The following is a 14,170-nucleotide window of genomic DNA, read 5'->3' on the forward strand; positions in this document are numbered from 1 at the left end:
CTTAATATGGTGGCGTTATCAGCCTCTTTATCGGAGGCTGATAATTTGTCCGTTACTCTTCTGTTGTTTCCCTTTCTGCGGGTGTTGCGGTAACGCTTTCAATTGTCAGCGTTACTTCTGGCGTCATCAGGCGGGTTAACATGCTATACATGGTCTGCATATTTTCCGGAACGGCATCACCGACATCATTGATATATCCGGCGCTGCGCAGTGTTGCCACTAGCGTAGAGAAAACGGCTTTATCAAAGAATTCCGGCGCATTAATACCGTGTAAAACGGAGAGACGTTGAGCCAGCAAGCGGCTCTCTTTTTCCAGCATCCCCCGGTTAATGCTAGGGTTGTTGCGTAATAAAGAGAGGGTAATGGTATAACGCTGTAATGTTTCTCTGACACCGGCAGCCAGTAACTGTAGGGTACGGATGCGGGAAGGAGTTAGCACCAGTAAACCCTCGGCCTGCTGGCGAATCAGATTCTGACGTTCCAGTTCATTAATCAGCGTCTCAATTACCGCAGGTAGCTCCTCTTCACTGTAGTGCATAAACAGCTCTTCACGCAGCAGCGGATAGATCAGAGACACTTGCTCCACAATCTGCTGACGGGAGATACCATCGTGATGCATCACAATGCTGGATATCAGCGACGGCAGCACTAACATGTGGTGAATATTATTACGGTAGTAAGTCATCAGAACGGCTTGTTCACGCGGTAATATGATGATCTCACCGGCATTGTCTTTTTCTACCTCAAACTTACTCATTTTCAATGCATGCTCCAGCATTTGCTCTGGCGTACTGGATGGAACTGTTGCATCTTTGGCGTAAGGTACGTTACGCAGTAACTGGGTATAGCAATCAAGTTGCTCAAGCAGTTGTTCGCGGGTGAGAGCCCGTTGGCGAGAAGCTAACAGCGCGGTACAGCACAGGTTCATAGCGTTAGCGGCCGCAGCATTGTTAATGTTAATCATTAACTTGCTGGCAATTTGATTTACGGTTGGCGTTAACCAGTTTGGCCTTGGCGTCTCTATCGGGTCGACAGATTCTCGCCAGTTAGGCACATTCTGATTCAGGTAGGTCATTAATGGGATAGGTTCACCGAAGTTGACATAGCCTAATCCTAAATTACGTAGCTTGCGCATAGTACGTACCACCTGCCAGAGATTCTCTTTCTCTTTGGTTGCACCACGCAGTTCATTGGCGTAAGTCCCCACTTCCATCACGTGTTCGTAACCAATATATACAGGTACCACGGTGATAGGGCGATTACCGCCGCGCAGCATCGCCTGAATAGTCATAGAAAGCGTGCCGGTTTTGGGTTCCAGCAAGCGACCGGTACGTGAACGGCCTCCTTCAACAAAGTACTCAACAGAATAACCGCGGCTGAATAGTTCACCCAGGTATTCACGGAATACCGTAGAGTAAAGTTTGTTGCCTTTAAACGTTCGACGAATGAAGAACGCCCCCAGACGGCGGAAAATAGGGCCAGCTGGCCAGAAGTTAAGGTTAATACCGGCCGCAATGTGCGGAGGTACCAGCCCCTGATGGTAAAGCACATAGGAGAGCAGCAGGTAGTCCATATGACTACGATGGCTTGGCGCATAGACGATGCCATGACCGTCTTGCGCTAACTGACGAACACGCTCGGCGTTATGAACATGAATACCCTGATAGAGGCGGTTCCATGTCCAACTGAGTACGCGGTCAGTGACGCGCAGCGTTTCGTAGTTAAAGTTTGCAGCGATCTCCTCCATCATATCGACGGCATTTTGTTTCGCTTTCGCCAACGATATCTTTTTAGATGTCGCTTCTTCCTCAACCGCTTTTTCAATCGCTTTTGAAGTGAGTAATTTATTGAACAGGTCCTGACGCATCGGTAATTTTGGTCCGGTGGCGGCAAGGCGCTGTCTGGCGAAGTGCATACGGGCAACGCGCGCCAGCTTTTGAGCTATGGTCTTATCGGTGCCGTGCTCATCTGCCATATAGCGTAGTGAAACGGTTTGGGAAAAGCGCACGAAGCTGTCACGGCCTAACCACATCACGACAAAAAACTTTTGAATACCGTTAAACAGCTGGAGACGAGGTGCTTCGTGGCTTTCATTGCCTTCACGACCCGGGGAGCGGCCAAACATCACCGAGACCGGTACCATCTGAATATCCAAATCGGGGTGATTACGATGCAGGTCCAGATAGTCGTGGAATAGCTTTATCGACTCTTCTTTTGGGGCGTAATAACTGAATACCCGCGGGCCTTCATGAATAAAGACATAGCGTGGCAATAGCTGACCATCAATCTCATAAGGCTCTAATGGGTCGGGTAGTTCCTGAGCCAAGCACTGTGCACGTAGGGTTAACAGGTCTGCTTTTGAGTTATAGGGCAGGACATATAGTATCGGGCGTGTGGTATCTAATCCCAGTTCAGCGATAGGATCAGAAGGGATACACTTGCTACGAACCAGCATTTTTATAGGTATATTCAATAGCTTATAGTAAATTTTACGCCAACCAGACATAAATATTTCGAGCCTCATATAAATAACGAGTCGTCAGAATACCAGAACTCGGCGCGATCTGTGATGATGTGATGAATGATAATTGATAAAATTGAGCAGAATTTTCTTGAGGATTTATGAATGAACCAGGTGACAGGATTTACTCGTATCATTAAAGCGGTAGGATATTCGTGGGGTGGCTTGCGGGCCGCCTGGAAAAATGAAGCCGCTTTCCGTCAGGAAATTGTACTATTGGCTGTGGCCGTTATTTTAGCCGGTTGGTTGGATGTCACTCTTGTTGAGCGCATCTTATTGATTGGATCGGTGGTATTGATTGTGGCTTTTGAAATTATCAATAGTGCAATTGAAGCGGTAGTTGACCGTGTTGGCACCGAACATCACGAACTGTCTGGCCGGGCGAAGGATATGGGGTCAGCGGCGGTGTTGATCATGTTATTGCTGGCGCTGTTCGTCTGGGTTTCTGTGCTTTGGAGCCATTTTTCTCGATATATCTCGTAAATATGGAGTTTGAAGGTTTCCATCTGGTGAATACCTGTATATACTCACAGCATAACTGTATAAAAAAACAGGGTAAGGGAATCGAAAAATGAAAGCACTAACCGCCAGACAGCAACAAATTTATGACCTGATTCGTGACCATATCAATCAGTCAGGGATGCCGCCGACTCGTGCAGAGATTGCCCAAACCTTAGGGTTTAAGTCACCCAACGCGGCAGAAGAACATTTAAAAGCTTTAGCCCGTAAAGGGGTAATTGAGATTATTAATGGAGCATCCAGAGGAATTCGTCTGCTGCTGGAGTCGGAAGATGCAGGCCTCCCGTTAATTGGTCGGGTTGCAGCCGGTGAACCTTTACTGGCTCAGGAACACGTAGAAAGCCATTATCAGATCGATCCGGCGTTATTCAGACCTCATGCTGACTTTTTACTGCGGGTTAGCGGTATGTCGATGAAAGATATTGGTATTATGGATGGCGATCTGCTTGCCGTACATAAAACTCAGGATGTACGTAACGGCCAGGTTGTGGTTGCGCGTATTGATGATGAAGTTACTGTTAAGCGTTTGAAAAAACAGGGTAATGTTGTTGAGTTACTGCCTGAAAATGAAGAGTTTTCACCCATAGTGGTTGATTTGCGTGAACAGAGCTTAACCATTGAAGGGCTTGCAGTTGGTGTTATTCGTAACGGCGACTGGATGTAATTGATTGGTATTCTAATCATCTGATATTGGCCGGTGTGAAAATCGGTAGCCGATATAACGGAAAATCAAAAAGCGCCTTCACATGAAGGCGCTTTTTGATTATATGTCCCTTTAAGTCAGTTCTGACGACTTTGAAACTAATATAAGTACTCCAGATTTTACGGCCGGAATAATCCATTGGTGCCGATTTATTCAGTATGCAGCAGCCCGAAGGTGTTTTAATGGCAGTTGTTGAAGAATATTTATATGGCTGAATCTTATGTCATGCGCCTGATGGTGGGCTTTTTTCCACTAAGATATTGTTCATTAACTGGTGCCGTTGCTGTTGAAGCTTACTAATGCTGGAATGGTTGGTGAGCAAAATGGTATAGATCTTGCCCTGATAGTTCATAAACACAAAGATACCCGCCACGTCTTGTTCACCGTCTTTAGTACTGACTTCCAGCTGTTCGGTATCGATATTGCCATAGGTTTCTGTACGGCGAGTGATATTAACCGACTGGAGTTTAAAACTATCGGCGATGGAATCCACCTCATCTTTGAGTTGAATACCTTCATCAAGGGATTGTGTTGAAATACGGCCCAGTAAATTTGGGTCATCCAGATTTTTTAGCAACCAAATAGAAGACAGATCGGTTTCAATAAACTGCCAACGCTCGGGTAATTGGCCGGGAAGTCCGGTGACTTCATGCCAGTTTTGAGCCTCAAGGTGTTGTCCATCATCAGTAGCTAATGTAATGGGCGTAATAGTCTCTCTGGCTGATGCACTGACCAGTGTCCCTGCCGCAGCAAAAAGCACCCATATAAACTGCTTCATCTTGTTTTCCCTGGAAAATAGCCAACAATATACAGCTATATCATTAAGGTGTGTTTTGTATAACATGCTTATAAGTATACTGCTAACATATACTCTATTTGAAAGAAAAATAAAAAGGTAATTGGAGAGAATGAATGCCAGAAAGTGTTAATTTATAATTATTAATATACGTCTTATTCACGTTTGTAGAATGTTAATATGTCTTAAATTACTTTAAAAACAATTTATTGTGTTTATCTGCCTTGTGGTTTTTCATGAATATTATATGCGGTAAAAAAGAATATTTATTCATTTTTATCTATGTGCAAGTAGAGTTTTTATAGCTTGAACTATTAGCAAGATAAATTGATCACAGTTATCCTTTAATTTCTTTAAATATATTACTTTATCCTGCTTTATTAGCACATTGTGAACAAATGCCATGAGTTTCCAGTACGCTATGTTGAATAGTGAAATGGCTCTTTTCTGCCAGCACTTTCAATAGCTGATCGATACCTTCCGCGTGATGTTCAGTAACTAATCCACAGTTATCACAGATAAACAGTGCCGAAGTGTGAAGTGGTTCACCAACATGGTGACAGACCACATAGCTGTTAGTGGACTCAATCTTATGAATAAAACCCTGCTCAAGTAAGAAATCGAGCGCACGATAGACCGTTGGTGGTTTGGCTTGTGGCTCAGAGACACGTAAGAGATCCAATAAGTCATAGGCGCTGATAGCATTTTTTTGTTCCGCCATCAGGCGTAACGCCAGACGGCGTTGAGGTGTTAAACGTACCGCTCGCTGGTCGCACAGCTTTTGGGCTTTTGTCAGCATAGACTCAATATTGATTGATTTCATTGTTATCTCTGTTATTCACAATCCTGTTAATGATTCTACCATGCTTCGTAAAGAACGCCGATAGCATATCCCCACCGGACAATCCCGGGTAGGGTGATAACAATAAAACCCTTTTCTATGATAAAATGCTGGCAATCATCCCGCCGAACTCCATGCTGGTATAACGTTCGTCGATCAAGAAAATTATCTGGTAGCCGTTAATTCCTTTATGAATTCTGATAAATCAACACAATACCCTATGCAGCGTTTTTCCGTTGCCCCGATGCTCGACTGGACCGATCGTCACTGTCGTTATTTTCACCGGTTATTAAGCGGGCAAACGCTGCTGTATACCGAGATGGTAACCACCGGCGCTATTCTGTTTGGTAGGGGAAATTATCTGGCATATAGTCAGCAAGAGCAGCCGGTTGCGTTACAGTTAGGGGGAAGTGAACCTCAGGCGCTGGCAGAATGTGCTAAACGTGCAGAAGCATTGGGCTATAACGAAATTAATCTGAATGCTGGCTGCCCTTCTGACCGGGTGCAAAATGGGCGTTTTGGTGCTTGTCTGATGGCGGAACCTGAGCTGGTGGCTGAATGTGTTAGCGCAATGAAGCAGGCGGTTTCCATACCGGTAACGGTAAAAACGCGAATTGGTATTGATGATTCAGATGACTATGAGTTTTTGCAGCGTTTTATCACCATTGTTTCACAGCAGGGTGGTTGCGATAATTTCACGCTGCATGCGCGTAAAGCCTGGCTATCTGGCTTAAGTCCAAAAGAGAACCGGGAGATTCCACCGCTGGACTACTCCCGCGTCTATTTAGTTAAACAAGAGTTTCCCCATCTGACCATCGCTATTAACGGTGGTATTAAAACGCTGGAAGAAGCAAAGGAACACTTGCAACACGTTGACGGGGTTATGATGGGGCGTGAAGCCTATCAAAATCCGGGAATACTGACGCAAGTGGATAGTGAGATTTTTGGTATTGAACGGGAGATCCCTCAGGCCGCGGCGGTAGTCGAGGCGATGTATCCTTATATTGAGCAAGAGCTTTCGAAAGGTACTTATCTGGGACATATTACCCGTCATATGCTGGGGTTGTTTCAGGGGGTTCCGGGAGCGCGTCAGTTCCGCCGTCATTTAAGTGAGAATGCCCATAAAGCCGGCGCAGATGTAGAAGTATTGCGCCAGGCACTGGCGATGGTGACGGGAAAGTCCGCTTAATTTTACTCTGATAGTGAAAAGGTAGCGCTTATTGCGCTGCCTTTTAGTTGTCAGCACGGAATAATTTACTCATGACCCGCCAGATTTCTCGGGCGGTATGGCGCTTCCAGTATAGCCACTTCTTCATCGCTTAAAGTTAATGACAATGCAGCGACGGCATCGTCCAGATGATGTGGCTTAGATGCACCAATAATTGGTGATGTTACTACTTTACGATGTCTTACCCAGGCCAGAGCTACCTGTGCAGGCGGGACTCCACGAGCAGTGGCGATCTGCTCTACCGCATTAACGATGGCATCTTCTTCTGCCTGATGGTTGTACCAGTTATGTGCTGGTGTATCGGTGGTTGCGCGGATAGTCTGATTTTTTCTGGAACCGGTTAATACGCCCCGCGCCAGTGGGGACCAGGGCGTGACGGCTATTCCCATCTCTTCGCATAGCGGCAGCATTTCACGTTCCTCTTCGCGATAAATCAGATTGTAGTGATTCTGCATTGAGACGAATTTTGCCAGCCCATGCTGCTCTTGCAGGGATAACATGCGCATAAACTGCCAGGCGTGCATTGAAGAAGCGCCAATATAACGCGCTTTGCCGGAACGTACGACGGTATCCAGTGCTTCAATGGTCTCTTCAATTGAGGTTTCCGGATCGAAACGATGAATGATATACAGATCGAGATAGTCGGTTCCCAGACGCTTTAGCGAGGCATCAATACTTTTCAAAATATGCTTACGGGACAGGCCACGATCGTTAGGGTTATCACTCATCGGGTTAAATACTTTACTGGCGATAACCACATCATCACGTGGAACCATTTTCAACAATGTGTTATCTAAAACCTCTTCGCTGGCGCCACGGGAATACATATCCGCAGTGTCAAAAAAGTTGATGCCAAGGTCCAGTGCTTTTTTGATAAAGGGCCGGGTACCATTTTCATCTAATACCCATTCCCGCCATTCCGGGCTACCATAGGTCATACAACCCAGACAGAGAGGAGAGACTTTGATGCCTGTAGAACCAAAACGGACGTATTTCATTTGAGATCTCCTGTTGTATCAGTAATCGTGTGATTGCTGTTGCAGTAGCCATCAATTTTTTTATCAATCACCAGTAGACAGCTTTGTAATTCAGCCAGTCGGTGCTGTACCCGGATACAGCCTAGTAAATACTCACAACAACATGCATATTGCTATCCAGACAGCGCTGGTAAAAATTTATCAGTTCCTTTAATGCCTGCTCTAGTTCAGCATACAGCGACGCTTTGGATTCTGAAGTCCAGATATCAGGATAGATTTCGGCGTCACTTAATCGCTGAGGATCAAACCGGGATTTTGACCCGGCTAAATCAAATTGTTTTAGTGCCTCAATGATTGGCGGGAGCTCATTATTTCCTATAGCAGCAATAAAGTTCTCTTCATCCAGAATATGAATACCAACAATGGCATCGCTCAATGGATCATCTTCCAAAGGCTCGCTGGCGGAGCTGTCGGTCAGGATAAAATGCAGGCCATCCCACATTTTTCCAATATCCAGCGTGTCATTGTGTTCCTCCAGCTCTTCCAGTTCATCAACCAGATCGACTTCATCAAGATCTATCAGGTGGTTCAGGCCATCTTCATCAATGGCCATATAGCAAGCTTGTATTCCCATTATGGATATCCATTCGTTAGTCAGTATTATTGTGCCTGGTTATTCTTTATCCATCAGGGAATCAGCAGGCTGGAGCCTGAAGTTACCCGACTTTCCAGTGCCTGATGCGCACGCACCGCATCTTTAAGCGAGAACTGCTGTGCCGGAGCGACATCCACATTAATAGCACCGCTGGCGATCATGGAAAACAGTTCGTTAGCCGCATGCTGTAGCAACTTCTTAGTGGTGATGTAGTTGCCCAGTGACGGACGGGTCACATACAACCCACCTTTTTGATTGAGAATGCCTAAATCCACGCCGGTAACCGGGCCGGAGGCATTACCAAAACTCACCATTAACCCATGTGGGCGCAAGCAGTCCAGTGAAGCCAGCCAGGTTGATTTACCTACGGAATCATAGACAACATTCACCTTTTCGCCGTTGGTCAGTTCAGAAACACGTTTGGCAATGTCTTCTTCCTGGTAGTTAATGGTGGCCCAGGCGCCATCCCGTTTTGCCTGAGCCGCTTTCTCCGCAGAACCTACGGTACCGATGAGCTTAACGCCCAACGCTTTTGCCCACTGGCAGGCAATTTTACCTACGCCTCCGGCCGCGGCGTGAAATAAAATGGTTTCTCCCGGTTTTACCTGATAGGTCATATGCAGTAAATAATAGACGGTTAACCCTTTCAGGAAGGAAGCTGCCGCCTGCTCAAATGAGATAGCATCCGGGAGTTTGGCGACTTTATCTGCGGCTACGCAGTGGTAGTCGCTGTAAGCCCCTAATGGTGATTGGGCGTAGACGACCCGATCGCCAACATTAATGTGCGTTACACCGGCTCCCACTTTTTCTACGATACCGGCGGCTTCCGTACCTAATCCTGACGGTAGGGAAGGCGTAGGGTAAAGGCCACTGCGCACATAGGTATCAATATAGTTAATGCCAATCGCTTTGTTGGCAACTAACACTTCATTGTCAGCGGGTTGTCTGAGGGTAAAATCGACATATTTCAATACTTCCGGACCACCATTTGCAGCAAATTCAATACGTTTAGCCATAATACAAACTCCGGGATAATGAATGATTTTTAATCAACACAGATTAAATTCATCATAGCAGCCATGTTGATCGTTGGGTAGGTTGCCATCATCGCGTATACTGCTTAGCTGTTATCTTTTAATCGTAACCGGATCGCTAATTATCCCATGTCTGGCAAAACACCTTTTAATAAGCAGAACGCCCGTAACGAACGGCCTGTCGACCGTCAAATGGAAGGGCTGAAAATGCCGCCTCATTCCCTTGAGGCTGAACAATCCGTATTGGGCGGCCTGATGCTGGACAATGAGCGTTGGGATAATGTGTCTGAACGGGTAACCGCCAATGACTTTTATAGCCGTCCTCACCGCACGGTATTTGGTGAGATGCAGCGTCTGCTGGAACTGGGCAAACCCATCGATTTGATTACACTCTCCGAATCGTTGGAGCAAAAAGGGGTGCTGGATCAGGTGGGCGGATTTGCCTATCTGGCGGAGTTGTCAAAAAATACCCCGAGCGCGGCCAATATTGGTGCTTATGCAGATATCGTGCGCGAGCGTGCGGTGGTTCGCGAAATGATCTCAGTAGCCAATGAAATTGCCGACGCCGGTTATGACCCTCAGGGGCGCAACAGCGAAGAGCTGTTAGATCTGGCGGAATCACGGGTTTTCCAGATTGCAGAAAGCCGCACCAACAAAGATGAAGGGCCAAAAAGTATCGACCAGATTCTGGAAGATACCGTTTCCCGTATTGAACAATTGTATCAACGCCCTCATGACGGTGTGACAGGGGTTTCTACCGGTTTTAATGATTTAGATAAGAAAACCGCCGGGCTACAGCGCTCAGACTTAATTATTGTTGCCGCGCGTCCTTCCATGGGGAAAACCACGTTCGCCATGAACCTGTGTGAAAACGCAGCCATGATGCAGGAAAAACCGGTACTTATCTTTAGTCTGGAGATGCCCTGCGAACAGATCATGATGCGTATGCTGGCTTCACTTTCACGCGTAGATCAAACCAAAATTCGTACTGGTCAGTTGGATGATGAAGACTGGGCCAGAATTTCCAGCACTATGGGTATTCTACTGGAAAAACGCAATATGTACATTGATGACTCCTCGGGCTTAACGCCAACGGAAGTTCGCTCCCGTGCCCGGCGTATTTTCCGCGAGCATGGTGGACTTAGTCTGATTATGATCGACTACCTGCAACTGATGCGCGTACCGGCCCTGTCAGATAACCGTACTCTGGAAATTGCTGAAATTTCCCGTTCGTTGAAAGCGCTGGCAAAAGAGCTACAGGTACCGGTAGTAGCGCTGTCTCAGCTTAACCGTAGTCTGGAACAGCGGGCTGATAAGCGTCCTGTTAACTCCGACTTGCGTGAATCTGGCTCCATCGAGCAGGATGCGGACGTTATTATGTTTATCTATCGCGATGAAGTTTATAACGAGAACAGTGAAGAGAAGGGGATCGCACAGATTATTCTCGGTAAGCAACGTAACGGCCCTATCGGTTCTGTTCGTCTGACGTTCCAGGGGCAGTGGTCACGATTCGATAACTATGCAGGCCCGCAATTTGATGATGAATAACCGATTTCAGGCGTTTGGTCTGAAACATGAATGGCGGTTTATTATCAAATGATTTCACAAACACTTCACAAAAGTAGAATAATAATTGCCTTATCCGTGGAAAACGTTTGGCGGTGGTTCAGGCAGCCGTTTCCACTCTGTAATAGTGAATTAACTAAGGATTTCAAATGATCTCGGCAACAGCGGTAATTGATCGCGGTGCATTGAAACATAATCTACACCGTATTCGCCAAATAGCTCCTGAAAGTCGCATTATTGCCGTAGTAAAAGCTAATGCCTACGGACATGGTCTGTTAGATGTCGCCCACACGTTGCCTGATTCTGATTGTTTTGGTGTTGCCCGCATTGAAGAAGCGCTGATGCTGCGCTCCGGTGGCGTGATTAAACCTATTTTACTTCTGGAAGGTTTCTTCTGTGCAGAAGACTTACCCATGCTGGCGGTTAATAATATCGAAACAGTAGTACATAATATTGAACAGTTAGAAGCGCTGGAGCAGAGCGAACTCGATCGACCGGTACACGTATGGATGAAAGTGGATACCGGTATGCATCGTCTGGGTGTACGTCCTGAGCAGGCAGAGGCATTTTATCAGCGTTTAAGCGCCTGTGAGAATGTTGTTCAACCGGTTAATATTATGAGCCACTTTAGTCGTTCTGATGAGCCTGAAGTAGACACCACCCGTAAGCAAATTGATTGTTTTGATGCTTTTGTGCATAACAAACCGGGATTAAAAAGCCTGGCAGCTTCCGGCGGTATTTTACTGTGGTCAGAAGCACATCGCGACTGGATTCGTCCGGGTATTATTATGTACGGCGTTTCTCCGCTGGCTGATACTTTTGCAGATAAATTTGGCCTTAAACCTGCCATGACGCTAAAAGCCAGCCTGATTGCGGTACGTGAGCATAAAGCGGGCGAGCCGGTAGGTTATGGCGGAGCCTGGATCAGCGAGCGGGATACGCGTTTAGGAGTGATTGCCATTGGTTACGGTGATGGGTATCCTCGCGATGCACCGAACGGTACACCGGTACTGATTAACGGTCGACGTGTCCCTTTAGTGGGTCATGTTTCGATGGATATGATCACGGTAGATTTAGGGCCTGATGCCACGGATAAAGTGGGTGATGAAGCTACTATCTGGGGGCCAGAATTACCGGTAGAAACTATTGCGAAATATACCGGCATTATTCCTTACGAGTTAATTACCAAACTGACAGCGCGAGTAGCAACCCGTTATATTGACTAAATATTCCATCCGGCCCCCTGCCATAGCAGGGGGCCGGATGGTTTTTCATGAGTGCCGATTAATCCTCATCATCTTCCAGCTTCTGCCGCCGACTCGGATGGTATTCACGGTTCATTTTCGCCACGGCAATGGTCGCTACGGTGTTACCAATAATATTGGTGACCGCCAGTGCCATTGACATAAAGCGATACACACCAAACATCACGGCAACGCCTTCCAGCGGTAATAGCCCGGTGGTGGTTATGGTGGCAGCAAACACCACAAAGGCGCCGCCGGAAACCGTTGCAGCCCCCTTAGACGTTAGCAACATAATCAACAGGATACCAAACAACTGCTCAATACTAAGAGGGATACCATAGGCATTGGCCAGGAAGATAACCCCCATCGACATATAGATAGAGGTTCCATCCAGATTAAAGGCATAGCCGGTTGGTAAAACCAGCCCGACGGTTTGGCGTGAAGCGCCATATTTAGGTAATTTTTCCAGCAGGCGAGGCAACACGCTCTCAGAGGAGGCAGTACCGAAAGTAATGTAGAGCTCTTCTTTGATAAATTTAATAATATCAAACAGATTAAGTTTAAAGATCAGGCAGACTGCCCCTAATACAATGACCACAAACAGAATCAGCGTCAGATAAAAGGCCAGTACCAGATAGGTCAGCTTAATCAACATATCCACACCGTTACTGCCTACCGCATAAGCAATGGCGCCAAAGGTACCAATAGGTGCCAACAGCATAATAACGTGGATAAACTTAAAGAAGGCTTTAGCAATGAAGCTGAGCGCATTCTCAACCACCACACGCTCTTTCTCTTTTAACAGCAGAATACCGAAGCCAAACATCAGCGCCAGTACCAGAACCTGCAATAAATTATTAGAGGAAAAAGCACCCATAAAACTATCGGGAAAGATTTCGAGGAAAAACTGGGCGAAAGATTTTGGCGCCGCGTGCGAGGCTTGAATCAGGCTGGTAGCCTGCGAATTCACATGGCTCTCGGTTAATACCGTGCCGCTACCAACGCTGAGTAGCTCCCCCATGCCAAAGCCAAATAAAATGGCAATGGTTGAGACTATTTCAAAATAGATGATAGCACTCAGGCCAACCCGTCCGACCTGTTTAATATCGCCAGCGGCACCGATTCCCAGTGCTACGGTTAAAAAGATTAATGGTGCTACGGCGCTTTTAATTAATCGTAAAAAGATATCGCCCAGCAGCTTCAGGCTGGTGGCAAACTCTGGCCAGATAAATCCTACCAAAATCCCTAGGATCATACTGACTGCAATCTGAAACCCCAGACCTTTCCAGAAAGCCTTCTTAAGTGGTTCAGGGAGTAAAGATTTATCGTGCTCCAATGTATGCGAGTGATTTGTCATAGTGCTTGCCTTAACTTTGATTTATCTGAATTTTTTATAAGAAAATGCAAAACGAGAGAAAATCTGTCTGACCCGATGAGCGCCGGACAAAGAGCATGAAGGTTGCTGAATCTTTCGTTTTTGCTGAGTCGTACATCAAGATTGATTCTTGTGGTTTAAAGACTTGCAGGTAACCGCATGAGGTTCCGTCATTCTGTTATAAAGCGTGTCGCTATTTTAGCAAAGAAGTGTAGGTGCTTTTTATGATCCGACTAACATAATTGTCATACAAAAAATAAAAAGCATTTTTAATCATGTGTTATTAATCTGTTTCTGGTATGAGAAAAGATATAAATTATTTTTATTGTTTTACACGAGCTACGTTATCGGTTTTTATATGTTGAGCCTTGTTATAGAAGGTGTTTCACTCATTTGGCTTTGTGATTGTTATATGAAATATACACCATATTGCTATATTTTTATTTGATCAAAATGACGAAGAAAACATCATAATAGAAGACAATATCCTCTTTATTGGTAATATCCATAAATATGATTAATTAACGGCATAAAAGTAATTAAGTTGATAAAAATAAGCGTGGTAAATTAATATGGATAAGCAAGATTGGGTCGTGACGCAGATTTAGTGGTAATGATTGATCGTCAGATACCATCCGATGATCTTATCGTGCATTTCTTCTGACTTTGAGAAGCAGATAGTCTTGCGGGTCAACCGTTTAAGATGGGTTC

Annotated in this window: 13 protein-coding genes; 5 read left to right on the forward strand and 8 right to left on the reverse strand. The window is 45.8% G+C overall.

The window, feature by feature from the left end; genetic code table 11:
• Positions 1 to 52: 52 nt before the first annotated feature.
• Positions 53 to 2,506: a glycerol-3-phosphate 1-O-acyltransferase PlsB gene (plsB, locus tag LPW36_RS13635; protein ID WP_230610486.1), complete on the reverse strand. Its 2,454-nt coding sequence runs from the start codon at positions 2,504 to 2,506 to the stop codon at positions 53 to 55.
• Positions 2,507 to 2,626: 120 nt separating this feature from the next.
• On the opposite strand from plsB, the gene LPW36_RS13640 reads away from it, so the two are divergent.
• Positions 2,627 to 3,004 carry a diacylglycerol kinase gene (locus LPW36_RS13640; protein WP_230610487.1) on the forward strand — a complete coding sequence of 126 codons (378 nt, stop codon included), beginning with the start codon at positions 2,627 to 2,629 and terminating at the stop codon, positions 3,002 to 3,004.
• Between the two features lie 88 nt (positions 3,005 to 3,092).
• Positions 3,093 to 3,704 carry a transcriptional repressor LexA gene (gene lexA / locus LPW36_RS13645; RefSeq protein ID WP_230610489.1) on the forward strand — a complete coding sequence of 204 codons (612 nt, stop codon included), beginning with the start codon at positions 3,093 to 3,095 and terminating at the stop codon, positions 3,702 to 3,704.
• A gap of 262 nt (positions 3,705 to 3,966) precedes the next feature.
• Here the strand turns inward: lexA and LPW36_RS13650 are convergent, their stop codons facing one another.
• Both LPW36_RS13650 and zur read right to left on the reverse strand, forming a co-directional pair.
• The gene (locus LPW36_RS13650; protein ID WP_230610491.1) at positions 3,967 to 4,521 is read right to left on the reverse strand and encodes a hypothetical protein; all 555 of its coding nucleotides are present in this window, start codon (positions 4,519 to 4,521) and stop codon (positions 3,967 to 3,969) included.
• Positions 4,522 to 4,906: 385 nt separating this feature from the next.
• Positions 4,907 to 5,362, reverse strand: coding sequence for a zinc uptake transcriptional repressor Zur (zur, locus tag LPW36_RS13655; RefSeq protein ID WP_230610493.1), 456 nt, complete (start codon positions 5,360 to 5,362; stop codon positions 4,907 to 4,909).
• A 208-nt stretch (positions 5,363 to 5,570) separates the two neighbouring features.
• Between zur and dusA the strand changes: the two genes are divergently transcribed.
• The gene (gene dusA / locus LPW36_RS13660) at positions 5,571 to 6,569 is read left to right on the forward strand and encodes a tRNA dihydrouridine(20/20a) synthase DusA (RefSeq protein WP_230610495.1); all 999 of its coding nucleotides are present in this window, start codon (positions 5,571 to 5,573) and stop codon (positions 6,567 to 6,569) included.
• A 65-nt stretch (positions 6,570 to 6,634) separates the two neighbouring features.
• Here the strand turns inward: dusA and LPW36_RS13665 are convergent, their stop codons facing one another.
• The 3 genes from LPW36_RS13665 to LPW36_RS13675 all read right to left on the reverse strand — a co-directional run bounded on the left by LPW36_RS13665 (position 6,635) and on the right by LPW36_RS13675 (position 9,256).
• The gene (locus tag LPW36_RS13665; protein WP_230610497.1) at positions 6,635 to 7,606 is read right to left on the reverse strand and encodes an aldo/keto reductase; all 972 of its coding nucleotides are present in this window, start codon (positions 7,604 to 7,606) and stop codon (positions 6,635 to 6,637) included.
• 121 nt (positions 7,607 to 7,727) lie between these two features.
• Positions 7,728 to 8,219, reverse strand: coding sequence for a YfbM family protein (locus tag LPW36_RS13670; protein ID WP_230610499.1), 492 nt, complete (start codon positions 8,217 to 8,219; stop codon positions 7,728 to 7,730).
• 53 nt (positions 8,220 to 8,272) lie between these two features.
• Positions 8,273 to 9,256: a quinone oxidoreductase gene (locus tag LPW36_RS13675; protein ID WP_230610501.1), complete on the reverse strand. Its 984-nt coding sequence runs from the start codon at positions 9,254 to 9,256 to the stop codon at positions 8,273 to 8,275.
• Positions 9,257 to 9,403: 147 nt separating this feature from the next.
• Here LPW36_RS13675 and dnaB point away from each other — a divergent pair, with 147 nt between their 5' ends.
• Together dnaB and alr are read left to right on the forward strand one after the other, a co-directional pair.
• Entirely contained in the window at positions 9,404 to 10,822 is a 1,419-nt protein-coding gene (gene dnaB / locus LPW36_RS13680) for a replicative DNA helicase (protein WP_230610505.1), read from the forward strand.
• Positions 10,823 to 10,989: 167 nt separating this feature from the next.
• Positions 10,990 to 12,066, forward strand: coding sequence for an alanine racemase (gene alr / locus LPW36_RS13685; protein ID WP_230610507.1), 1,077 nt, complete (start codon positions 10,990 to 10,992; stop codon positions 12,064 to 12,066).
• A 58-nt stretch (positions 12,067 to 12,124) separates the two neighbouring features.
• Here the strand turns inward: alr and LPW36_RS13690 are convergent, their stop codons facing one another.
• Positions 12,125 to 13,441, reverse strand: coding sequence for a cation:dicarboxylate symporter family transporter (locus LPW36_RS13690; protein ID WP_230610509.1), 1,317 nt, complete (start codon positions 13,439 to 13,441; stop codon positions 12,125 to 12,127).
• A 622-nt stretch (positions 13,442 to 14,063) separates the two neighbouring features.
• Positions 14,064 to 14,170, reverse strand: a 107-nt coding sequence (locus LPW36_RS13695) for an IS1 family transposase (protein ID WP_230609480.1), incomplete at its 5' end; no start/stop codon positions are given.

It is taken from the genome of Limnobaculum eriocheiris (assembly GCF_021010575.1).
GTDB lineage: Bacteria > Pseudomonadota > Gammaproteobacteria > Enterobacterales > Enterobacteriaceae > Limnobaculum > Limnobaculum eriocheiris.

What these genes read in the sequence shown, in the direction of transcription:
- zur (WP_230610493.1), bottom strand. Translation starts at nt 5,362, where the DNA reads ATGAAATCAATCAATATTGAGTCTATGCTGACAAAAGCCCAAAAGCTG.
- LPW36_RS13640 (WP_230610487.1), top strand. Translation starts at nt 2,627, where the DNA reads ATGAACCAGGTGACAGGATTTACTCGTATCATTAAAGCGGTAGGATAT.
- LPW36_RS13665 (WP_230610497.1), bottom strand. Translation starts at nt 7,606, where the DNA reads ATGAAATACGTCCGTTTTGGTTCTACAGGCATCAAAGTCTCTCCTCTC.
- lexA (WP_230610489.1), top strand. Translation starts at nt 3,093, where the DNA reads ATGAAAGCACTAACCGCCAGACAGCAACAAATTTATGACCTGATTCGT.
- LPW36_RS13690 (WP_230610509.1), bottom strand. Translation starts at nt 13,441, where the DNA reads ATGACAAATCACTCGCATACATTGGAGCACGATAAATCTTTACTCCCT.
- dusA (WP_230610495.1), top strand. Translation starts at nt 5,571, where the DNA reads ATGAATTCTGATAAATCAACACAATACCCTATGCAGCGTTTTTCCGTT.
- alr (WP_230610507.1), top strand. Translation starts at nt 10,990, where the DNA reads ATGATCTCGGCAACAGCGGTAATTGATCGCGGTGCATTGAAACATAAT.
- dnaB (WP_230610505.1), top strand. Translation starts at nt 9,404, where the DNA reads ATGTCTGGCAAAACACCTTTTAATAAGCAGAACGCCCGTAACGAACGG.
- LPW36_RS13650 (WP_230610491.1), bottom strand. Translation starts at nt 4,521, where the DNA reads ATGAAGCAGTTTATATGGGTGCTTTTTGCTGCGGCAGGGACACTGGTC.
- LPW36_RS13670 (WP_230610499.1), bottom strand. Translation starts at nt 8,219, where the DNA reads ATGGGAATACAAGCTTGCTATATGGCCATTGATGAAGATGGCCTGAAC.
- plsB (WP_230610486.1), bottom strand. Translation starts at nt 2,506, where the DNA reads ATGTCTGGTTGGCGTAAAATTTACTATAAGCTATTGAATATACCTATA.
- LPW36_RS13675 (WP_230610501.1), bottom strand. Translation starts at nt 9,256, where the DNA reads ATGGCTAAACGTATTGAATTTGCTGCAAATGGTGGTCCGGAAGTATTG.